18 protein-coding genes and 1 tRNA gene are annotated in these 22,301 nt (G+C 64.3%); 4 read left to right on the forward strand and 15 right to left on the reverse strand.

Annotated elements, in window-relative coordinates:
- Positions 1-200 precede the first annotated feature (200 nt).
- Positions 201-953 (reverse strand): DUF899 domain-containing protein, encoded by a 753-nt coding sequence (locus ACM62G_RS26730; RefSeq protein ID WP_419735990.1) that lies wholly within the window; start codon positions 951-953, stop codon positions 201-203.
- A 242-nt stretch (positions 954-1,195) separates the two neighbouring features.
- On the opposite strand from ACM62G_RS26730, the gene ACM62G_RS26735 reads away from it, so the two are divergent.
- Positions 1,196-1,621, forward strand: a complete 426-nt coding sequence (locus ACM62G_RS26735) for a YciI family protein (RefSeq protein ID WP_419735991.1) — start codon at positions 1,196-1,198, stop codon at positions 1,619-1,621.
- 23 nt (positions 1,622-1,644) lie between these two features.
- Positions 1,645-2,055: a VOC family protein gene (locus ACM62G_RS26740; RefSeq protein ID WP_273820861.1), complete on the forward strand. Its 411-nt coding sequence runs from the start codon at positions 1,645-1,647 to the stop codon at positions 2,053-2,055.
- 133 nt (positions 2,056-2,188) lie between these two features.
- Here the strand turns inward: ACM62G_RS26740 and ACM62G_RS26745 are convergent, their stop codons facing one another.
- From ACM62G_RS26745 to ACM62G_RS26760, 4 genes are all read right to left on the reverse strand, one after another.
- Positions 2,189-2,377 carry a hypothetical protein gene (locus tag ACM62G_RS26745; protein ID WP_054058852.1) on the reverse strand — a complete coding sequence of 63 codons (189 nt, stop codon included), beginning with the start codon at positions 2,375-2,377 and terminating at the stop codon, positions 2,189-2,191.
- Positions 2,378-2,532: 155 nt separating this feature from the next.
- The gene (locus tag ACM62G_RS26750) at positions 2,533-3,012 is read right to left on the reverse strand and encodes a VOC family protein (RefSeq protein ID WP_419735992.1); all 480 of its coding nucleotides are present in this window, start codon (positions 3,010-3,012) and stop codon (positions 2,533-2,535) included.
- 37 nt (positions 3,013-3,049) lie between these two features.
- Positions 3,050-4,228, reverse strand: a complete 1,179-nt coding sequence (locus tag ACM62G_RS26755) for a cystathionine gamma-synthase (RefSeq protein ID WP_419735993.1) — start codon at positions 4,226-4,228, stop codon at positions 3,050-3,052.
- On the reverse strand, positions 4,225-5,601 hold the full coding sequence (locus tag ACM62G_RS26760; RefSeq protein WP_419735994.1) for a pyridoxal-phosphate dependent enzyme: 1,377 nt from the start codon (positions 5,599-5,601) through the stop codon (positions 4,225-4,227). The genes ACM62G_RS26755 and ACM62G_RS26760 overlap by 4 nt, the downstream gene beginning before the upstream one ends.
- 314 nt (positions 5,602-5,915) lie before the next feature.
- Here ACM62G_RS26760 and ACM62G_RS26765 point away from each other — a divergent pair.
- Positions 5,916-5,990, forward strand: a tRNA-Gln gene (locus tag ACM62G_RS26765).
- A gap of 197 nt (positions 5,991-6,187) precedes the next feature.
- On the forward strand, positions 6,188-6,925 hold the full coding sequence (locus ACM62G_RS26770) for a CPBP family intramembrane glutamic endopeptidase (protein ID WP_419735995.1): 738 nt from the start codon (positions 6,188-6,190) through the stop codon (positions 6,923-6,925).
- Between the two features lie 110 nt (positions 6,926-7,035).
- On the opposite strand, the gene ACM62G_RS26775 is transcribed toward ACM62G_RS26770, so the two are convergent.
- The 10 genes from ACM62G_RS26775 to ACM62G_RS26820 form a co-directional block, all read right to left on the reverse strand.
- The gene (locus ACM62G_RS26775; RefSeq protein WP_273820856.1) at positions 7,036-7,827 is read right to left on the reverse strand and encodes an ABC transporter ATP-binding protein; all 792 of its coding nucleotides are present in this window, start codon (positions 7,825-7,827) and stop codon (positions 7,036-7,038) included.
- 11 nt (positions 7,828-7,838) lie between these two features.
- Positions 7,839-8,600 carry an ABC transporter permease gene (locus tag ACM62G_RS26780; RefSeq protein WP_419735996.1) on the reverse strand — a complete coding sequence of 254 codons (762 nt, stop codon included), beginning with the start codon at positions 8,598-8,600 and terminating at the stop codon, positions 7,839-7,841.
- Entirely contained in the window at positions 8,597-9,370 is a 774-nt protein-coding gene (locus ACM62G_RS26785) for an ABC transporter permease (protein WP_419735997.1), read from the reverse strand. The genes ACM62G_RS26780 and ACM62G_RS26785 overlap by 4 nt, the downstream gene beginning before the upstream one ends.
- Positions 9,371-9,617: 247 nt before the next feature.
- Complete coding sequence (locus ACM62G_RS26790; protein ID WP_273820853.1) at positions 9,618-12,086, reverse strand: TonB-dependent receptor plug domain-containing protein; 2,469 nt, start codon at positions 12,084-12,086, stop codon at positions 9,618-9,620.
- A gap of 155 nt (positions 12,087-12,241) precedes the next feature.
- Positions 12,242-14,512 carry a TonB-dependent receptor gene (locus tag ACM62G_RS26795; protein WP_273820852.1) on the reverse strand — a complete coding sequence of 757 codons (2,271 nt, stop codon included), beginning with the start codon at positions 14,510-14,512 and terminating at the stop codon, positions 12,242-12,244.
- A gap of 389 nt (positions 14,513-14,901) precedes the next feature.
- Positions 14,902-15,960: an ABC transporter substrate-binding protein gene (locus ACM62G_RS26800; protein ID WP_273820851.1), complete on the reverse strand. Its 1,059-nt coding sequence runs from the start codon at positions 15,958-15,960 to the stop codon at positions 14,902-14,904.
- 35 nt (positions 15,961-15,995) lie between these two features.
- The gene (locus tag ACM62G_RS26805; RefSeq protein ID WP_419735998.1) at positions 15,996-17,048 is read right to left on the reverse strand and encodes an ABC transporter substrate-binding protein; all 1,053 of its coding nucleotides are present in this window, start codon (positions 17,046-17,048) and stop codon (positions 15,996-15,998) included.
- A gap of 19 nt (positions 17,049-17,067) precedes the next feature.
- Positions 17,068-18,231 carry an LLM class flavin-dependent oxidoreductase gene (locus ACM62G_RS26810; protein ID WP_273820849.1) on the reverse strand — a complete coding sequence of 388 codons (1,164 nt, stop codon included), beginning with the start codon at positions 18,229-18,231 and terminating at the stop codon, positions 17,068-17,070.
- 346 nt (positions 18,232-18,577) lie between these two features.
- A complete protein-coding gene (locus ACM62G_RS26815; protein ID WP_419735999.1) occupies positions 18,578-20,446 on the reverse strand; it encodes an ABC transporter ATP-binding protein in 1,869 nt (622 codons plus the stop codon).
- Positions 20,439-22,220: an ABC transporter ATP-binding protein gene (locus ACM62G_RS26820; RefSeq protein ID WP_419736000.1), complete on the reverse strand. Its 1,782-nt coding sequence runs from the start codon at positions 22,218-22,220 to the stop codon at positions 20,439-20,441. Before ACM62G_RS26820 ends, ACM62G_RS26815 begins: the two co-directional genes overlap by 8 nt.
- Positions 22,221-22,301: the final 81 nt, after the last annotated feature.

The raw sequence follows: 22,301 nt of genomic DNA on the forward strand, positions 1-22,301 counted from the left end.
CAGTAATAGCTTTTCGATATTAACCGTTCTGCTGACGAATGGTCGTGTTTGCCCCGCCCAACCCCGGACTTTCGACCGGGGAGGGGAGCAAAGTCAGCATATTTTGTAGGACTGGTCTGAATTGCTGGTGACGGGCAGGCCCGGCATGAACTTGTCAGCGTACGCCGATCTTATGACGAACGTGGCAACAGGCTCATTGATTATTTATCGCCATGGGACCCGCAGCAGGCGCGCCGGGCACTGTCGGTGTAGCGATCATGGAACCGGACCCAGTTCATGATCGGGCCTTCGTTGCGTCCCTTGGGCGTCAGGTCGAGGAAGTTGTGCGCGCCGATCAGTATGTCCAGGCCTCGCGCATAGGTTGAATAGGTATGGAAGATCTCACCTTCGCTGTTGCGGTAGAACACGCTGAGCCCGGGCATTTCCTCGGCACCGCCGGCGAGGCGTTGGTAGTTGTAGTCGATCTGGCCGCTGGCCCGTTCCTCGGGCGAAAAGCTCACGCCGAAGTCGTGGTTGAAGTCGCTGCCGGCCGAGGACAGCCACTCGAACCGCCAGCCCATGCGCCGTCTGAAGGCCTGGAACCGGGCCCACGGCGCGTGGGAAATGGCAACGAACGCAACGTCGTGATGGGCCAGGTGCAGGTTGGCACCGTCGAAATGATCGGCCAGGAACGAACAGTGGGGGCAGCCCTCGGCCCAGCCGTCGCCGAACATGAAGTGATAGACGATCAACTGGCTGTGGTTGCCGAACAGGTCGGCCAGCCGTCGCGGGCCGTCGGCACCTTCGAAGCGGTAGTCCTTGTCGACCCGCAGCCAGGGCAGGGCACGCCGCGCGGCGCTGAGCTGCTCGCGCTGACGGCTGAGGGCCTTCTCCTGGATCAGGTGTTCCCGACGCGCCGCCAGCCACTCCTGGCGCGATACCACGGCATGTTGTTCAACGTTGGGCTGGTTCATCACGAGGTTTCCTTGTGGTCGGTGCCGCCCGGCAAGGGCGCCGGGAAGCGGTGGGGGTACAGTTCTATGCTTAGTCGATTGGCGTCTGGCCTTCTCGACAGTCGCTTGTGGGCAACGTCTGAACCGGACCAGCGGCATTCCCGGAAAAATATTTTCAGCGGCCTGTCGATTCCGTGCCCGGCCGTTCGATTAACCCGTAGAGCCGCCACAGGGACGGCTCATCCACCATCAGGAGAACAGCTATGCGATTTATGGTGATCGTCAAGGCCAGCCCCGAATCGGAAGCCGGGGAAATGCCCAGCGCGCAACTGTTGACCGCCATGGGCGCCTACAACGAGGAACTGGTGAAGGCCGGGGTGATGCTCGCCGCCGAGGGCCTGCATCCCAGTTCCAAAGGGGCCCGCGTACGCTTTTCCGGCCAGCAGCGTACGGTCGTGGAGGGTCCCTTCATCGAGACCAGGGAATTGATCGCCGGCTTCTGGATCTTCCAGGTCCAGTCGCTGCAGGAGGCCATCGACTGGGTCAAGCGCTGCCCGAACCCGATGGTCAGCGACAGCGATATCGAGATTCGCCAGATCTTCGAAGCCGAGGATTTCGGCGAATGCCTGACCCCCGAGTTGCGTGAGCAGGAAGAACGCCTGCGCACGCAGTTGTCCGGACAACCGTGAAACCTGACGACAGGAGATCCACCATGAGAATCATTCCCTACCTGACCTTCAACGGTGACTGCAAGGAAGCCTTCGCTCTGTACAAGCGCGTGCTGGGCGGCGAGCTGTTTTCGCTGTCCTTTGCCGATGCACCCGCGGAGGCTGAAGTGCCCAAGGACAGTGACAAGATTTTGCATGCCTGCCTGACCGTGGGCGGGTTCAGCCTGATGGCCTCGGACTGCCCGTCCGGCCAGCCGTTTCAGAAACCGCAGGGGGTATCGGTCTCCCTCAACGTCGACAGCGCCGCCGAGGCCGAGCGCTTGTTCAAGGGGCTGAGCGAGGGCGGCAAGGTTTTCATGCCGCTGGCGAAAACTTTCTGGGCTGAACGTTTTGCCATGTTCGAGGATCGTTTCGGCGTGGCCTGGATGGTCAACTACGAAGGGGTCAAGTCGTAACCCCGCACTCTTCCGGATTGCACGGTCTTGTGCCGGGCCGGAGACTTGTGGGAGCGGGCTCGCCCGCGAAGCGTTTAGCGGTCCTGAGGACCCGTTCGCGGGCAGGCCCGCTCCCACTATCGAATCCTGCGGGTCAGGCGGTCTTGCGCCGCTCGACCCCGGTCGGACTGCCCAGGTCGGCCATTCGACGTTCGATCAGTACATTGCGCAGGGCCTGACGCGAAGGTGCGTCCAGTTGGTGCGCGCGCAGATTGAGTTCCAGCAGAATCGGGGTGGACCAGTTGCGGTAGGTGCGTTCGGCCATCAGTACGGGGGTCGTCATTGATTTCTCCTTGAACAATGGTTTGCCGGGCAAACGGGGATTCCATGAGTTGCCAAGGCTAGTAGAGAACCCAAAATGGTGCATGCGATGTCCGACGGCTGGCATTGTGCAATCGTGCTGTTCGTCGGATATCGCCCTTGTCCCGAAAACACCGCTCAGCCCTTGAGGGCCGCCTCGATCACGGCGATGTCGATCTTGCCCATCCCCATCATTGCGTCGAATGCGCGCCTGGCCGCCGCCGGGTCCGGATGGCTGATCGCCGCGGTCAGCGCCCGTGGCGTGATCTGCCACGACAACCCCCACTTATCCTTGCACCAGCCGCAGGCACTTTCCTGCCCGCCATGGCTGACGATCGCCTGCCACAGCCGGTCGGTTTCGGCCTGGTCGTCGGTCGCCACCTGGAAGGAGAAGGCCTCGCTATGGGGGAAGGTCGGGCCGCCGTTGAGGCCCAGGCAGGGGATGCCCATGACCGTGAACTCGACGGTCAGGACATCGCCCTGTTTTCCCGAGGGGTAGTCGCCGGGAGCACGGTGGACCGCGGTGACCGAACTGTCGGGGAAGGTCTGGGCATAGAAGGTCGCGGCTTCCAGTGCCGTGCCGTCGAACCAGAGGCAGATGGTGTTTTTGCTGGGCATGCCGATACTCCTCGGTTGATGGTCGGGAGGTTGTGTTTCAGATCCGTGCCAGGGCCTGTGCCAGGTCGGCCCGCAGATCCTCGACGTCCTCCACGCCCACCGACAGACGTACCAGCGCATCGCCGATCCCCAGTTGGGCGCGTGTCGCTGGAGGGATGGTGGCATGGGTCATGATCGCCGGGTGCTCGATCAGGCTTTCCACGCCACCCAGGCTTTCGGCCAGGGCAAAGATCCGCACGTTTTCCAGAAAGCGTCGCGAACCGGCCAGGTCGGTTTTCAGATCGACGCAGATCATCCCGCCAAAGCCGCCCATCTGTCGACGCGCCAGTTCGTGCTGCGGATGGGACGGCAGGCCGGGGTAATGCACCCGCGCCACCTGTGGCTGGCGTTCCAGCCAGGTCGCCAGTTCCAGGGCGTTGCTGCAATGGCGCTCCATGCGCAGCGCCAGGGTCTTCACGCCGCGCAGGGTCAGGAAGGCATCGAAGGGCCCGGAAATGGCACCCACCGCGTTCTGCAGGAAACCCAGGCGGTCGGCCAGTTCGGTATTCTGCCCCACCACCGCGATGCCGCCGATCACGTCGGAATGGCCGTTCAGGTACTTGGTGGTCGAATGCACGACGATATCGAAACCCAACTCCAACGGCCGCTGGATCCAGGGACTGGCAAAGGTATTGTCGGCGACGCAGAGGATGCCCCGGTCACGGCACAGGCGGGCAACGGCCGCCAGGTCGGTGAGGCTCAGCAGGGGATTGCTCGGCGTCTCGATCCAGACCATCCGTGTATCTGCCTGCAAGGCCGCCTCCAGCGCACCGGGGACGGTCAGGTCGACGAAGCTGAATCGATGCCCGGCGCTGCGCTGGCGCACCTTGTCGAACAGGCGGAAGGTGCCGCCATACAGGTCGTTGCCGGAGACCACATGGGCACCGGCGTCGAGCAGTTCGAGCACGGTGGAGATAGCCGCCAGCCCGGAAGCAAAGGCGAAGGCCCGGCTGCCGCCTTCCAGGTCCGCCACGCAACGCTCCAGGGCAAAACGCGTGGGGTTGTGCGAGCGGCCGTAGTCGAAGCCCTTGTGCACCCCGGGGCTGTCCTGCAGGTAGGTGGAGTTGGCGTAGATCGGCGGCATCAACGCCCCGGTGGTCGGGTCAGGCGCCTGACCGGCATGGATCACCCGGGTGGCGAAGGCGCGGCTGGCCGCGGATTGGTCGTGCTGGCTCATGCGAGGGATCTCCGCAGGTGATTGAGCAGGTCGAAGCGGGTGATCAGGCCGTGGAAGCCCGAAGCGTCGGCGATGATCGCCACCAGCCCGCGGTCCAGTTCAGCCTGCAGTTCGGCGAGGCTGGCGCCGGGCGAGAGGGTCTGCAACTGGTCGGTCATGACGCTGGCGACACTCAGGCGGAAATGCGCGGCATCGTCATGCATGCCGAGCAGGATGTCGGACTCGTCGATGACCCCGACCAGTCGTTGCCCATCGACCAGTACCGGCAGTTGCGAAACGTCCGCCAGGCGCATGCGCTGGAAGGCGGTCAGCAGGGTATCGTCCGGGCCGACGCTGATCACCCGGCCGTCCTCGAAGCGGCGGGCGATCAGGTCGCGCAGGTCGCCGTAGCGCTTGACCTGCAGCAGGCCCTGGTCGTTCATCCACTGGTCGTTGTAGACCTTGGACAGGTAGCGGGTGCCGGTGTCGCAGACGAAGGTGACGACGCGCTTGGGACGGGTCTGCTCGCGACAGTAGCGCAGTGCCGCCGCCAGCAGGGTACCGGTCGAGGAACCGCCGAGAATGCCTTCGGCGCGCAGCAACTGGCGGGCGTGGTCGAAACTTTCCTCGTCGGTGATCGAATAGGCCTGGCGCACGCTGGAGAGGTCGGCAATCGACGGAATGAAATCCTCGCCGATCCCTTCCACCGCCCACGAGCCGGCCGTGCCGAGGCTACCGCTGCGGCTGTATTCGGCGACCACCGAACCCAGCGGGTCGGCCAGCACCATCGACAGGTTCGGCTGCACGCGCTGGAAGAACCGGGTCAGCCCGGTGAGGGTGCCGGCCGAACCGACGCCGACGACGATGGCGTCGACGTCATGCTGGGTCTGCGCCCAGATCTCCGGTGCGGTACTGGTTTCGTGGGCCAGCGGGTTGGCCGGGTTGTTGAACTGGTCGGTGAAAAAGGAGTCGGGAATTTCCCTGGCCAGCCGGGCGGCGACATCCTGGTAGTACTCGGGATGGCCCTTGCCGACGTCGGAGCGGGTGATATGCACCTCGGCGCCCATGGCCTTGAGGTGCAGGACCTTCTCGGTGGACATCTTGTCCGGTACCACCAGTACCACCCGATAGCCCTTGGCCCGGCCCACCAGCGCCAGGCCCAGGCCGGTGTTGCCGGCAGTGGCCTCGATGATGGTCGAGCCCGGGCGCAGCCGGCCGTCGCGCTCGGCGGCGTCGATCATGGCCAGGCCGACCCGATCCTTGATCGAACCGCCGGGGTTTTGCGATTCGAGCTTGAGAAACAGCGTACAGGGGCCGGTGTCGAAACGGCTGACCCGGACCAGCGGTGTATTGCCGATCAGTTCGAGCACGGCGGGGCGGGAATTGTTCTGCATGTCTTCACCTCGTTACGGATGGCTTCGTATTGGATGGACAGCGGCCCGGGGAGCGGGTTGTGAAGGAGTGGTGTTTGGACCATAGGTCGGGATTGCGCCGATCGCAAACGGGCGGGGGCAGGGTGTTTTGCCCAGGGGCGTGCAATCAGGGAATGGCGGTCTGCTGGCCACCCATAAATAAGTAGCTGTATTCAAAGAAATTTTTTATCTGATGGGGCTTCCCATCGCGAATAAAGGTTGATACATTTGTCCTCGTTGTCGCAGTGGCCCGCCAGGGTCGCCAAGGAAAGCGACAATGTCAGCTTCAAATCTACAGGGGCGTCGCCAAGCGGTAAGGCAGCAGGTTTTGATCCTGCCATGCGTTGGTTCGAATCCAGCCGCCCCTGCCATTTTATCTCTTCTCAAGTTTTTATTTTCAGACCGATCAAGTCTTGAATCCCGTTTTTCCCGATTGAATGCACGCTACGGATATCTGCATGCTGGCGAGCTTCCACAGGGAATCACGCCACATTCAGGATTGTTCGCACAGCCGAAAACTTGCTAAAACGGACGCCTCTCACTGCGCGCCGATACCAGGGATGGCCGAATGATCCATGGCGGACTTGTCGTTCTGATCCACTACGGGCTTTACCTGATACCCGGCCTGCTGCTTTGCGGGTTCTGGTTTGGCCTGGTGCCTGGGACCCAGCCGGCCCTGCGCATCATGATCCTGCTGCTGACCTTCGTGCTGCTGCGCGACGCGATGACGCCGCTGGGCCTCTGGTCGCTCAGCGGCGACCTGCAGATCGGCTTTATCGCCAATCCGTTCGTGCTGACCGTGCTCGGTGGCTTGTCCCTGGGACTGGTGGCGCTATTGGCCTGGCGGGTGCCGTCGTTGTGGCAACGGGTTGTGTGGTTCAGAGGCAACCGTATTGCCGGGCCGGTGCTGGGTGTCGCTATCGGCTGCCTGATCGGTTTGCCGTTGCGGCTGTATCAGGGCATCGAACCGGCCGCGATCGCCGGCTACTGGAGCTGGTTCCCCGCAATGCTGGTGCTGGCCTATGGCGCCAATGCGCTGGAGGAGGTGCTGTTTCGCGGGTTCCTGCAAGGCTATCTGGAGCAGCAGGTGTCGCTGCTGCGGGCGGCGTTGATCAGTGCCGTGGCGTTTTCCGCCTGTCATGCCTTCCTGGCGCTGACGGTTACCCAACTGGGTTGGCCGGTGCTGCTCTTCACCCTTCTGGAGGGGCTGGCTTGTGCGCTGGTTCGCATGCGCCATGGCGTGCTGGCTTCGACGGCGACTCATGGCACGGCGATCCTGCTGATCGCGGTACCGATGGCGGGTTGAATGGCCGCCTGCGGCGGATCGCCAGCAAGCCGGTTCCCAAAGGCGCAGCATCAGCGCTAGTGACGGGGCCGATGTGGAAGCCGGACTCATCCATGAAAGCGAAGCCAACGCTAGTGCACCAGCTCCGCCAGCAACTGCTCCTTGTAGGCCTGCAGCAGTGCGCAGGCTCGATCGCGCGGATGGGGCAGGTCGATCCTGATCTCGTGCTTGATCCGCCCCGGGCGGGCGTCCATGACAATGACCCGGTCGCCCAGGTACAGCGCTTCCTCGATATCGTGGGTGACCATGATCACCGTGCAGCGCTGTTTGAGGCAGATGCCTTGCAGTTCATGCTGCAGGCGCACCCGGGTCAGTGCGTCCAGGGCCCCCAGCGGCTCGTCGAGCAGTAGCACCTTGGGCTGGTTGATCAACGCCCGGGCAATCGCCGCCCGCTGCGCCATGCCACCGGACAACTGATGCGGGTAGGCATTCTCGAAGCCCTCCAGGTTCACCAGGGCAATATGTTCGGCCACCAGGCGGTCCTTTTCCGCTTGGGTCAGCGGGTGGTTCTTCAGGGCCAGGGCGATGTTCCGGCCCACCGTCATCCAGGGAAACAGGCGGTGGTCCTGGAACACGATGCCGCGCTCCAGGCTGGTGCCGGTCACCGGCTTGTCGTCCAGGAGGATCTCGCCGTCATATTCGGCCTCCAGGCCGACGATCAGCCGCAACAGGCTGGACTTGCCGCAGCCGCTGGCGCCGACGATGCTGACGAACTCGCCGGGACGGATGTCGAGGTTGATGTTCTCCAGTACCGGCAGCGTCCGGCCTTCGAGCCGATAGGCCTTGCTCAGGCCACGAATTTTCAGGGCGCCGCTGTGCAGAGTGGGGTCGGCTGGTGGCAGGTGTTGGGCTATGGCATTCATGGGCAGGCCTTTCAACGGGTGGCGCGCCAGCGCAGCAGGTGCCGGCTGAGGCGGTTGAACAACAGATTCATCAGGTAGCCGCAGAGGCCGATGCACAGGACCCCGAGCACGATCACTTCCATGCGCGAGCCGGCTTCGGCGTTCATCATCAGGTTGCCCAGGCCGGGGCCTGAGGACAGGAATAGTTCACTGCCGACCGCCGTGACCCAGGCGAACGCCAGCGCGTGCAACACGCCGGTGGCGATCGCCGGCAGCGCGGCCGGCAGCAGCACGTGGACGAACTGCTGCGTACGTCTGAGCACCAGCACCTGGCCGACCTCGCGATAACGCTGCTCGACCTGGCTGAAACCCTGATAGGTGTTGAGGACCATCGGGTAGAACGCGGCGAGGGTGACGATCAGTAGCTTGGAGAACTCGCCGTTGCCGAACCACATGGCGATCAGCGGAATCCAGCCGAGCATCGGCACTTGGCGCACCGAGTGGAACAACGGGCCGATCAGGCGGTTGGCCAACGGCGACAGCGCCATCAGCACCCCCAGCGCGACGCCGAACAGGATACCCAGGGCCAGCCCGACACTGGTCCGGGTCAGGCTGGCGGCAAGGTTCACCAGCAGTTCGCCGTTACCGAGCATTTCCAGCAGGGCCGCGACGATGCTCGACAGCGGTACGAAGGCGTAGGCGCCGGCGGCGTTCTGGCGCGACAGGTATTCCCAGAGGCCTAGCAACAGCAGGGGGAGCAGCAGGCCGCGGCATTTTCCAAGTAGGCGGATCATCGGCGCTCCTGGTTGGCTTGCCAGCGGAACAGGCGCTGTTCGAGCTGGCGAAAGGAATAGTCGAGGGCAAAACCGATCACGCCGGTGATGAACACGCCGACCATCACCACGTCGATGCGCAGCATCTGCCGGCTCATTTCGATCATCTGGCCCAGGCCGCTATCGGCGGCCAGCAGTTCGGTCGCCACCAGCACCACCCAGGCACGCGTCAGAGCGATTCGCAAGCCGGTGATGATCGACGGGGCGGCGGCGGGCAGGGCGATCTCGCGGACCAGGGTGGGCCAGCGCAGGCGGTAGACGTCGGCGACTTCGAAGTAGCTGCGCGGGATCGCCCTGACCCCTTCGCTGGCGGCCAGGGCCACTGGAAAGAATGCGGTTTTGGTGACGATGACGATCTTGAAGGTCTCGTCGATGCCGAACAGCAGCACGAACATCGGGATCAGCGCAATGCTGGGGATCTGCCGCAGGGTATGGAACAGCGGCGAGCAATAGGCCCGCACCTGTTCCGACAGGGCCATCAGAATGCCGAAGGCCAGGCCGGCCAGGGCGCCGATGCCAAAGCCGAGGGCCAGACGCGACAAACTGTTGTGCAGGTGTTCGAGCAACTCGCCGCTGGTCAGCAGTTCCTCGAAGCTTTGCAGGACCTGCACGGGTGGGATCAGCAGGTTTCGGGGGAATAGTCCGGCCTCGGCAACCAGTGCCCAGAGCAGGAGCAGGGCCAGGGGCGAGATCAGCCAGGTCAGGGCGTTGAGCGGGCGCTTGTGGGGCATGGGCGGTTCGGGTCTGTTGAGGTTCACCCAGGGTGTCGCAAGAGGTGTGCCAGTTGGTAGTGGGAGGCTGGACTGACGCTATCGCCCGCAAGCCGGATCCCACAGGTTCCGTGTCGTAGGGTGATTCTGTGAACGACAGGGTCGCTGTGGGAGTCGGCTTGCGGGCGATAGCGCCGTCACGGGCACCATCCACTGATGCCCTGGCAACACTCTGTTGCTGCTCCAGCAGCAGCCCATCAGCAATCTCCTAGAAGTTGTAGCTCAGGCTGGTGTAGTAGAACGCCCCTTGGGCGCCCTCCGGGCTGGTGATCGAGTACTTGGGTACACCGTACAACTGTGTACCGTTGGCCTTGTCCGGGTAGCTGTCGAACAGGTTGATCGCGCCCACCGAAATCTTCAGCGCCTTGTTGAAGGTGTACGACACGTCCAGGTCGGTAACCCATTGCGCGCTGTAGGTCTGGTCCAGGTTGGGGTTGGTGGCGTTCAGGCTCTTCCACTCACCATAGCGGCGCTGGGCGATGGTGACGCCCCAGTTGTCATACAGCCAATTGGCGCTCAGGGTCAGCTTGGAATCCGGCGTGCCATCCTCGATCAGGCCCTGGGTGGCACGGCCGATGATCTGCGAACCGCTGATACCCCCGACATCGCGTAACGCGGTGATGGTGGTGTTGTTCTTGCTGAAGCCGCTGCTCAGGTTCAGTCGACCCCACTGCTGCAGGTCCAACTGGTAGTTGCCGGTCAGCTCGATGCCGTCGGTGCGGGTGTCGGCGATGTTGGTGTAGAACGCGGCGCTCTGGATGTTGGCGTACGGCGTGCCGGCGAAGATCGGTGAGACCACCGACGCCGGCAATTGGTCGGAGAGGGTGATACGGTTGTCGATGTCGATGCGGTAGGCGTCCACCGTGACCGAGGCGTTGGGCAGTGGCCGCCAGACCAGCCCCAGGGAGTAGTTGGTCGACTCCTCCGGTTTCAGCGCCTTGCCGCCAAGCAATTGCGCTTCGGGGCTGTCGGCGCGCAGGGTACGCTGCTGGACTTCGACGTAGTTGCCGCTGCCTGGCGGCTGCTCCACCACCTGCACGCTGAAGGACGACATGCCGCTCTGTACCAGCGATGGCGCGCGATAGCCGGTGCTGGCGGTGGCCCGCGCGGCCAGTTCCGGGGTGAGGTCGTAGCGCAGCGACAGCTTGCCGTTGGTGGTATCGCCGAAGTCCGAGTAGTGCTCGGTGCGCACGGCGATGCCGGCCTGGAATTTCTCGGTGATCTGGCCTTCGACGTCGAAGTAGGCACCCAGCACCTTGCGGTCCAGGGAGGCGGCGTCGACCTGGGTGATCCCCGAGTAGTAGCCTGGAATGCGCCGGCCGGTGATCGGGTCGATGGTGTTGAACAGTGGGCCGTTCTGCCAGCCGGCGGCTTCACCGGCGCTCAGCTCGTAGTTCTCTTTGCGCCAGGCCAGCCCGGCGGACAGGGTCAGCGGCTTGGCCAGCAGGTCGGTCGGAAAGTCGCGGACCCAGTCCAGGGTGATATTGGTCTGGTCGGCCTCACGCTTGCCGGTATAGATACTGCTCGGACTGTTCACGCCCCAGCTTGGGTTGATGGCGTTGCGGTCGTTCGAGGTCAGGCTGTTGTCGCCGTGGTTGATCGCCAGGTCGAACTTGCCCAGGTGCTCGTCTTCCCAGCGCAGGCCGCCGGTCACGGCGTAGTCTTCCAGTGAGTAGCGGGTCACCGGCAGACGGCCGTCGGGGTAGCGTTGCAGGGCAACACTGCCGTAGTTGTTGCGCAATGTCGTTGGTGGGTCGAAGAAGTTCTCCGAGTCGGTGTTCTTGTGCGAGTAGGTGGCAAAGCCGTAGGCGGTCAGCCCCTGGCTGAGGCCCATCTCGCTGTTGGCGATGAAGTTGTACTGGTCGGAAACACCGTTGGTGCCCCAGTTCCAGGTGCGATAGCGGTTGTTCTGCTCGCGCGGCGTGTTGATGCTGGTGTCGCCGGGGTAGAAGATCCGGTTGTCCGGGTTGGTGTTGCTGGCCGGATCCTGGCTGCCGGCATCGAAGCTCAGGGTCAGGAAGCCGTCGTTGGGCAGGGTGAAGCCCTTCCAGCCACTGTATTTGCGCTGCAGACCGTCGCCCTTGTCGTAACCGCCGAAACGGTAGCCGATGTTGCCACCCTCATCCTTTTCCTTGAGCACGATGTTGATCACCCCGGCGATGGCGTCGGAGCCGTACTGGGCGGCGGCGCCGTCACGCAGGATCTCCACGCGCTCGATGGCGCTCAGCGGGATCAGGCTGATATCGACCGCTGCGGCGCCACGGCCATTGACCAGGCTCTGGCGGGTGATGTTGGCGCTGGTATGGCGCCGCTTGCCGTTGACCAGCACCAGTACCTGGTCGGTGGCCAGACCGCGCAACGAGGCACCCTGGGCGATGGAGCCGGCGAACGAGCCCTGGGGCGACTGCGGCATGGTGAAGGACGGCGACAGGGCGGTAAGGGCGCCGGACAGGTCACTGGCGCCGGTCTCCTGCAATTGCTCGGCGGAGAGCACGTCCACCGGGGCGGCGCTTTCCAGCGCGGTGACATCGCTGCGGCGGGTGCCGAGCACCACCACGGTATCGAGGTGATCGCTGCTGGCAGCAGGTCTGGAAGGCGATTCGGCAGCGAAAGCGGGCACGGCAAGGCTGCCAATGACCAGCGCGACGGCGCCGGCCAGCGGATGACGAGGGAACATGGAAAATTCCTTTCAGCTTGAAAGTGGTTGATGGCCGCCCCCATCCTCGTGGGAGCCGGCTTGCTGGCGATGGCGGTGGGATAGCTCCCACTGACCAGGGTGGATAGCCGCCTTCGGCGGATCGCCAGCAAGCCGGCTCCCATAGGGGGCTTGCGTTAGAAGCGGCTGGTGACGCTCAGGCCGACGGTGCGTGGGTCGCCGTAGGTGATGACGTACTGCCCGGCCGTGCCGTTGGGGCGGCCGTGGACCTGGTAGCGGCGGTCGGTGACGTTGTCGATGAAACCGGTGACGCTGAGTTTTTCATCCGGGCTGTACCAGGTCAGCCGGGTGTTGGCCAGGGTGTAGTGCGGCTGGCTCAGCAGTTTGTCGGCGCTGCTCTGGCGGTCTGCCAGGAAGTACTCCTTGTCGCGATAGCTGACGTCACCGCTGGCCACCAGCTTGCCGCCGATTGCCAGCGGGAAGGTGTAGTCGGCGCCCAGCGAGACCACGTTGCGTGGCGAACGGACGAAACTGTTGCCGCTGTAGTCGCCGGTGACTGCGCCGGTGGTGGGGTTGGTGTTCTTGAAATCGGTGTATTCGGTGTCCAGGAACGACACGGCGGCCCGCAGGTGCAGGTAGTCGGTGGGCTGGCCTTCGAGTTCCAGTTCGGCACCCTTGACCTTGCCCTTGGCGCCGTTGGTCAAGGCGGTGGTCAAGACGCCGTTGTTGACGGTCAGCAGGTTCACCTGGATGTCCGAGTAGTCGTAGTAGAAGATATTGGCGTTGGCTGTCAGGCGGTGGTTGAACCACTCGGATTTGAGGCCCAGCTCGTAGGCGTCGAGCTGTTCCGGATCGACCGTGGTCAATTGCGCCAGGCTGGTCGACAAGCCGGTGTTGAAGCCGCCGGAGCGGAAGCCATGGGCATAACGGAAGAACACCCGGACGTTGTCGTTGATACGGTATTCGGGGGTCAGGTCGTAGGTCCAGGCTTCCCAGGTCTTGTCCTCCTGGCGATTGCCATTGGTGCCGCTGCCCGCCAGAGGGATCAACGGACCGTTGGCGGTGGCGCGGGTGAGCTGGCTCAGGTAGAGGTCGATGTCCTTTTTTTCCTGGGTCCAGCGCAGGCCACCGGTGACGCTGAAATTGTCGGTGAAGTCGTAGGTCAGGTTGCCGAACAGCGCGTAGCTGTCTGTCTTGTGGGTGTAGTTGAGGTTGCGTACGTCGGTGACGCCGCCGGTCTGGTTGGAACCTGTGCCATTGGGCGTGGTGCCGGGCGTGACGATTCGGGAGCCGTTGCTATCCAGATCCTCGTGGAAATAGTGCGCGCCGGCCAGCCAGCGCAGGGTTTCCTGCTGCGGCGAAGCCAGGCGCACCTCCTGAGAATACTGGCGGTAGGCGTTGTCGCTGAAGCTGGTGCCGTTGACCTCGTAGGGACTGTAGTCGGCGTCGCTTTTGGAGCGCCCGCGGATGTAGTCGTAGGCACTGATCGAGGTCAGGGTGTAGTCGCCCAGGTGCCAGTTGAGAGTCAGCGAGGTGCCATCGTGGTCGAGGCGCGAGTCGTCATCGACGTTCTGGTCGACATTGCGTCCTGACGGGCGCCGGTAACCGACGTTGTAGTAGCGGCCGATCGGCAGCGTGCCGTTGGCGCCGTCACCCTTGTACTCGCGGCTGTGGACCTTCAACAGGGCGTCCAGGTCCGGGTTGAGCTTGGCCAGGAACTGCAGGCGCACGGCCTTCTTGTTGACGTCGCCATAGGTCGAGTCGTCGAAGCGGTTGTTCTGGAAACCATCGCGCTCCTCGGAGTACAGCGAGACTCGCGCCGCCAGCTTGTCATCCACCAGGGCACCGCCGATGGCGCCCGTGAGGATACGATCATTCTTGCTGCCGATACCGAGGGTGGCGAAGCCGTCGGTGTCGAAGGTCGGCTTTTTCGAAATGATGTTCACCGCGCCGGCGGTGGTGTTCTTGCCGTAGAGCGTGCCTTGCGGGCCGCGCAGGACCTCGATGCGCTCCAGGTCGAACAGCGGACCGCCGCCGGCGATCGGCGCGTTGAGGTAGACGTCGTCGGCGTAGATCCCGACCGGAAAGACCGTGGCGGCGCCCGTGTCACCGGTGCCCAGGCCACGGATATACCAGCGAGGACGGGCGTCGCCGTCCGGGTTCTTGGCCGAGACGTTGGGAATGAAAGTAGTGATGTCGCGCAGGTTGCGCGCGCCATCGGCGATCAGGTTGCTGCCCTGGACCGCCGACACCGCCACCGGAACCTCTTGCAGGGTTTCTTCCCGGTGTTGGGCGGTGACGGTCACGGCTTTCAGCACCGGCTCGCTGTTGGTGTCGCTGGCCTCGCTGTCGGAGGTTTGCGCTGCCAGCGAAACTTCGCTGAAAGTACCACCGGCGAGGGCCAGGGTGAGCCATAGGCTCCTGGTGATTGGATTAAGTGTGTGCATCAAGTCTCTCCCCCTTGAATGTTTTGCTGAAGGGGCTTGAGCAGAGAACGTGCCAAGAATTTTAATGGTGTGGGTTCTTGCTGTTTAGTGCCTGTATTGCATTGAAAATAAAGGGTTTTATTTTATTTTAAGATGAACCGGCAAGTCGTTTTTCGGATAGCTGAGAAGTGCTTTGAACGCATTTAAAGTGAGTTGCCGGGGATTCAGCAGAAGTTGCTTGGAAGGTGCTGCTGGAGCAGCAAAGACCGGAAGGAGGGGTGTTGCTGGGCAAGCAGTTTGAGGTGAGAGGGTGGTGGGGTTTGGATCGCTATCGCCAGCAAGCCGGCTCCCACTCTGAATCTGTGAGGGCCGGCTTGCTGATAATCAGGCCGACATGAGCGACACAAACCTCAGACCGCTACCCGGGACGTCGACCCGATCACCTTCTCCAGCACCCGGAAATCGATCCACTCCCGTACATCGAAGCGTCGCGGAATGAAGGCCCAGCGATGCAGGAAATCGGTGAAATCCTGCAGCGCCTCGATCGACCGCGCATCAAGCGTGGTACGCAGGCGCCGATGGGCATCCTCGCCATAGGCGGCCGACACCCAGTACTCGCTGGTGTTCAGCTCGCGGGCGAGAAAGCGCCGGGTTTCCTCCGGGTTGGCCCAGGCCCACTGTTCGGTACGCAGCACGGTGTCGACGATTTTCACGCTGGCATCGAAATGCTCTTCCAGCAGGTGAGTGTCCACCGTCAGGGTCCGCGGCGTACCGTTGTTCGAGCGGATCAGCGGGTCCGGGTGCGAGCCGGTGTCGACCACCACGTGCAGACCGAACTCGTTGGCCAGGTGCACGGCATGGGCACCCTTGAGGAAGATCGCGTCGATATCGCCACGCAGCAGGCCGATCAATTCGTTGTTGCGGCGGCTGTAGTGGGTCACTCCGAGGCTGATCTGCGAGCCGTGGACGTAGGCCTTGGGGTGATCGCTGTAGGTACCACCGTAGGGATAGTCCACCAGCTCGACATCATTGACGCTCAGACCTTCGAGTTTCAGGGCATTTTCCAGGCCGCGCAGGGCCTGGGCACGGGTGAAATCGATCTGGACGTTGGCCCATTTCGGCAGGCCGAAGCGGCGGTTCTTCAGGTCGCGGACGGTTTTCACGCCGCTTTCCGCAGTGGTCAGGATCAGTTGCACCTCATCGGTCCAGGACAATCCTAGTACCCGCGTCTGCACGCCGCTGGAGTAGGCCCAGATGGCCGGGATGTTGCCGCCATGACGCACCGAGTTCCGCAGGTGATGGTCGTAGTGCGCCTCGCGGACTTCCCGTTCGCTGGACTCGCGCAACGACTGGATGTTGGTGCCCCAGGGCTGAAAGGCCTCTGCCAGGCGCCCGGACTGTACGGCGATACCAAGCCCAGTGGGGACCGGGCTGTGGGTGTACCAAAGCGTATCGAGTGGTTTGCTCATAAAGGCCTTCAGTTCGAATCCATGAAACCCGATGGTCAACCTGCCAGCGCGGCAGGAGTTTGCAGCAGCGATTCCAGTGGCCGGCGGTCGATCCAGTCACGGACATCGAAGCTTTTGGGAATGAAGCGCCAGCGGTGCAGGAAACCGGTGAAATCCTGCAAGGCCACGATGGCCTGTTCGTCGAGCCCGGTACGCAAGCGCAGGTGCGCGTCGTCGCCGTAGGCGGCGCTGACCCAATATTCGCTGCTGTTGGTTTCCCGGGCAAGGTAGCGGCGGGTGTCTTCCGGATGGGTATGGGCCCAGTGTTCGGCGCGCAGGACCGAGTCGAGAATGCCCCGGGCGACGTCGAAGTGCCGTTCCAGCAGGTTCAGGTCGACCGCCAGGGTCCGTGGCGTGCCGTTGTTGCTGCGAATCAGCGGCTCGGGGTGAGCGCCGGTGTCGATCACCGTGTGCAGGCCGAACTCGTGGGCGTGACGGGCGGCGCTGGCGCCTTTGAGGAAGATCGCGTCGACCTCGCCGCGCAGCAGGCCGAGCAGTTCCAGATTGCGGCTCTCGGTCTGCCGGCCGTTGACCGGTGTGCCGGCGACGGTCCGCCCCCGGCTTTCGCTGAAGGTGCCGCCATAGGTGAAGTTCACCAGTTGCACGTCGCCGACCTGCAGACCTTCGAGCTGCAGGGCGTTTTCCAGGCCGCGCAGGGCCTGGGCGCGGGTGAAGTCGATCTGCACGCTGGCCCAGTCCGGCAGGCCGAAGGTGCGGCCCTTGAGGTCCTTGACGGTTCTGATACCGCTGTCGGGGCGGGTCAGGATCAACTGCGTCTCATCGGCCCAGGACAGGCCGATCACCCGGGTCTCGCGGCCTTGGGCGCGGGCCCAGATGGCCGGGATATTGCCGCCGTGACGCACCGAGTTGCTCAGGGTGTGGTCGAAGTGCGACTCGCGTACCGCCTTGTCGTCGGACTCGCGCAGGGATTGCACGGCGGTGCCGAGGGCACCGATGGTCTCCTGCAGCCAGCCTTTTTGCACTGCGATGCCGAGTCCGGTCGGGACCGGGCAGCGCGTGTACCAGAGCGTGTCGAGTGGTTGGGTCATGTTCGGGACTCCATGGCGCTCAGGCGCTGGCTTTGAGGGGGGCAGTGGCGGGCTCGGCGGCAGAGCGCTGGTGCACCAGTGGCAGGACTTCCTGGCCGATGCGCAGGGCTTCCTCCAGGTGTGGGTTGCCGGCGAGGATGAAGGTCGAGAAGCCGGCGTCGCGGTATTCCGCCAGGCGCTCGGCGATGTTCTGGTGGCTGCCGACCAGGCCGACCGTGGGGCCTGGCTTGGCCTTGGCGAAGCCGGCCCAGAGGTTGGGACCGATGATCAGGTCTTCGAAACGGTCGATGTTCTGGTGATAGGCGGTCTGGCGCGCGCCGCCGACCGAATCCGAGCCACTGGTGAAACCCTTGGCCAGGGCGCTGCCGCGACCGTCGAGCTTGTCGAACTGACGGCGCAGGTCGGCCCAGGCCTGTTCCTCGGTTTCCCGGGCGAACAGGTCGACCCGCAGGCCGAAGCGCACGCTGCGGCCCTGTTTGTCCGCCAACTCGCGCACCCGCTCGATATGCGGCTTGAGCCTGTCGATCGGCTCGGCCCAGTTCAGGTAGACATCGGCGTGCCGTGCCGCTACCTCGAGGGCTGCATCGGAGAAGCCGGAGAAGTACACGCCGGGCCTGCGTTCGTTGTGCAGGCCGGGGGGCAGAGTGCCATTCTCCAACTGGTAGATATCGCCATCGTAGGAGAAGCGCTCGTTACGCCACAGGCCCTGGATGATGTCGAGGAATTCGCCGGTGCGCTTGTAGCGCAGGTCGTGTTCGAGGAAGTCGCCATGGGCCCGCTGGCTGGCCGGGTTGCCGCCGGTGATGATGTTCCAGTCCAGGCGGCCGCGGCTGAGGTTCTGCAGGATCGCCGCCTGTTGCGCGGCGTAGGCAGGCAGGGTCCAGGTGGCCTGGAAGGCGATCAGGAAACGGATGCGCCGGGTCTCCCTGGCCAGTGCTGCGGCGGCGATCCACGGCTCGGGGCCGGTGGGCAGCAGGGCGCCTTCGAAACCCGCCAACTCGGCGGCCTTGGCGACCTGGGCGATGTAGTCGATATAGGTGAAATCGTCGGGCTCGCCGTTGGGCAGGCGGCCGGGGGCGATATGGCCCGGACGGTGCCGGGCGCTGCCGCGGTTGTGTTTGTCGGTGCTCAACTGCGGGCCGTCGGTGCCCAGTGGCAGGCGCCAGAAAAATTCAGTGCTCATGGGTGCTCCCGGTTCAAGTGCACGATGGGTTGGGCACGGGATTGCAACGGCCATGCCACCGACCTGCCCGGGCCTTTGGGCGCCGGCTTGCTGGCGATGGCTATCGTTCTGGTGCCGTCTATGCAGGGGGATGGCCGCCTGCGGCGGATCGCCAGCCAGCCGGCTCCCACAGGTTTGTGTCGGTGGGGGGGATTAAGGCACTTCAGCAAGGGTGCTTCTGTAGCAGCACCTCTCCAGCAATAGTTGCTGTGGACGCAACATCAGGTCTGACAAGCGCCGTCCCTGCGGGAGCCGGCTGGCTGGTGATCCACCGAGGGTGGCCATTCGGCCCCGGCGCCCCTGAGCCTCAGGCTGGCGCCGCAGCGTTGATCTCGTCAACACTGGCCCCATTCCCGGCATTGTGCAGGTAGGTCTGATACAACGCCGCATAGGCTCCACCCTGGGTGATCAGATGAGCATGGGGGCCTTGCTCGACCAGTTGCCCATGGCGGATCACCGCAATGCGGTCGGCATCGCGAATGGTCGCCAGGCGGTGGGCGATGATGATCGCCGTGCGGCCTTCGCACAGGCGCCGGAATGCCTGCTGGATACGTCGCTCGGTATGGATATCGACCGCCGATGTGGCCTCGTCCAGCACCAGCACCGCCGGATCGGCCAGGTAGGCCCGCACCAGGCAGACCAGTTGCCGTTGTCCATGGCTCAGGTGGCCGCCCAGTGGTCCGACCTCGGTCCGGTACTGATGCGGGAGGCGTTCGAGCACCTCATCCGCACCCAGCTCCCGGGCTGCGGCGATCAGCGTGGCATCGTCGGCCTGCGGGGCGGCCAGGCGCAGGTTGTCGAGGATGCTGCCGCTGAACAGCACGTTGTCCTGCAACACCACCCCGACGTTACGCCGCAGTGTCTGTTGCGTCAGTTCCCGCACATCGATGCCGTCCAGCCGTACCACGCCTCCCTGCACGTCGTAGAAGCGCGTCAGCAATTGCACCAGGGTGCTCTTGCCATGCCCGGATGGGCCGACGATCGCCAGCACCTCGCCAGCGCCGATGTGCAGGTTCAGGTCGTTGATCACGGGCGACAGCCCGAGTGGATCGTAGGCGAACCGCACCTGCTCGAACCTCACCTCGCCACGGGCCCGTTCCAGCGTGCGAGGCTCGACCGGATCGTTGACCTGCGCAGGGGTGTCGAGCAGCAGGAAGATCCGCTGTGCTGAAGCCGAGCCAGTGGCATAACGCTCGAACAGCTCCGACAGCTCCTGCAACGGGCCGAGAAACAGGAAGACGTAGAACAGGCTTTCGGCGACCTGGCCGACGCTCACCGCCGACGCCGCCAGGCCATAGGCGCCGACCAGCAGCAGCGCGGCCATGCCTGCGGTGCTCAGCAGCGCGGTGAACGGGGCGAACCAACTGGCGCGCAGGCTGCCGCGAATCAGCGCCTGGTTGAAGTCGATCAGCAACTGCCGGTAGCGTCGCCGGTTGCTCTCTTCGCGTGCGCACTGCTGCAGCATGCGCACGCCACTGACGCTCTCCACCAGGTGGGCGGTGAATCGGCTGCGGTTTTCCGCGACCCTGGCCCAGTTGCGCTGGGAGATACGCTTGAAGCTCCAGGTTGCCAGCACCAGCAGCGGCACCGTCGCAGCCAGGCTGAGAAAGAACCGCGGATCGATGCACCACAGCATGATTGACGCCAGTGTGCAGCGCAGCAGCGCCCCGAGCAGTTCCGGCGGGCCCTGGATCAGCAGCGGTTCGAGGGCATCGACGTCGCGGTCGGCGCGGGAGATGATCCGCCCGGCCTTGGTCCGGTCGAAATAGCCGACGCTCAGCGCCTGGACATGGGCGAACACCCGGACCCGCAGGTCGTTGAGCACTCGGATCGCCGCGCTGCCGGCGACGAATTGCGAGACCCCGGCCAGCAGGAAACGTCCCAGCCAGCTGGCCGCCAGCCCAAGTCCCAGCCAGAGCACCAGGTGCTCGTCCAGCAACCAATGGCCGCCCTCGTGGACCAGGCCGCGATCGAGCAGTTCGCGAACGAACCACGGCCGCAGGAACACGGTGAACACCAGCAGCAGTTCGATGCCGATGACGCCGAGAATCGCCGTGCGGATCGGCCGCAGCAACGGCAGCAGGCGGCTGAACATGCTACGGTCGAGAGCCTTCCTGGCAAGCATTTCCTCGATTTCGATATCGCTCAGGGCTTTGCCCGCGGTTGGATTAGCCATGGTCGATCCCCAGCAGGTCACGGTAGTGCGGGTGGGTCTTGAGCAGTTCGGCATGGGTGGCGCTGGCGGCGATCCGGCCGCCGTCGAGCAGCAGCACTCGGTCGGCCAACTGGATGGTCGACAGTTTGCTGGAGATCAGCAGGACGCTGATGGCGCGGCCCTGCTCGCTGCGCAGCCCGCGGATATTCTCCAGCACCCGGCGCTCGGTCAGGGCGTCGAGCGCGCTGGTGGCATCGTCCAGGCAGAGGATATCCGGGGCGCCGAGCAGGGCGCGGGCCAGGCTCAGGCGTTGGCGCTGGCCGCCGGACAGGGTCACGCCGCGATCGCCCAGCGGCGTTGCCAGGCCCTGGGGCAGGCGTTCCAATACTTCCTCGGCAGCGGCCAGGCGCAGCCCTTCACGCAACTGCTCGTCGCTGGCGGCCGGCGCGGCCAGGCGCAGGTTGGCCGCCAGGGTGTCGGAGAACAGGAAGCTTTCCTGGGGCACCACATGCACCCGCCGGCGCAATTCGGTCAGGTCCAGTTGGCGGATGTCCTGCCAGCCACTGCTGTCGTTGCCGAGCAGCAGACGGCCAGCGCCGACATCGCCAAGGCGCGGCAGCAGACTGGCCAGCAGGCTCTTGCCGGTGCCGGTGGCGCCAACCAGGGCCACCACTTCGCCGGGCAGCAAGGTCAGGGAGCAGTCATGCAGGATATTCCGGCCGCCACCGGGGGCGCTGACGCTGACCTGTTCCAGCTTCAGTCCCACGGGCGTGGCTGGCAACCTTTCGCGGCCGCTGCGGATCGCTGCCGGTTCGTCCAGCAGTTGCCAGATCCGTTCGGCGCTGGAGCGGGCATCGGCGAAGGTCTGCATGACCCGGCCGATGCCTTCGATGCGAAACACCAGGGTGGTGGCGATCAGCAGCGAGGTCACCAGTTCGCCGATGCCCAGTCGTCCGACCGCGACCTGGTGGGCACCATAGACCAGAATCCAGACATGACCGAGAGCGACCACTGCCTGTGGCAGCGGGATACGCGAGCTGGAGTAGGCCAGGGCCTGGCGGGCGAGTTCGGCGAAGACCGCCACCTGCTCGGCGAAGCGGCGGATGCGTCGGTGTTCGAGGGCGAACGACTTGATCACCCGGACTCCGCCGATACCTTCGCTGAGGTCCTGGTTGACCCGGTCGTAGGCGGCACCGACGGCGCGGTCCAGGCTCACCAGGCGCTCGGTCTGCAGCACAAAGATCCACAGGCCGAAGGCAGTCAGCAGCAACGGCACCAAGCCCAGCAACGGGTCGTACCAGCCCAGCAGGCCGACTGCGGCCAGCACCACCAGCGGCGTTTCCACCACCTGGCGCCAGAAACTGATCAGCGCATCGCGGACCTTGTCGGCATCGCGGGTGGTACGGGTGATCATCTCACCCATGCCGTGCTGCCAGTGATAACCCAGGTGCAGGCTCTGTACCTGCAGGAGGATACGTTCGCGCAGGCGGGTCAGCAGTTCCTGGCTGAGCACCAGCGACAGTACGCCGGCGGCATACTGCAAGACGCCGCGCAGGGTGGCCACGGCAAGCATCAGCCAGAACCAGTACCAGCCAAGGCTGGCGTCCAGGCTGCCATCGGCCTGACGGACCACGGCGCGGCCGGCACTGACATCGTTGACCGCGTGGCCGATCAGCCATTGCTGCCAGACCAGGCCCATGTTGACGCTGATGAACAACGCGGCCACCAGCACGAAACGCCAGGGCATCTCGCGATAGATCGCCAGGCTGCGGAGCAGGGGGTGTTTTTCGCTCATGAAAGGCTCGACAGAAGAATTGCGGACCATCCCCTCTGGTTGTCTTCCTGTGGGCGCCGGCTTGCTGGCGATGGCGGTGTT

The sequence above is a fragment of the Pseudomonas sp. COR18 genome, assembly GCF_048568395.1.
Classification (GTDB): domain Bacteria; phylum Pseudomonadota; class Gammaproteobacteria; order Pseudomonadales; family Pseudomonadaceae; genus Aquipseudomonas; species Aquipseudomonas fuscovaginae_B.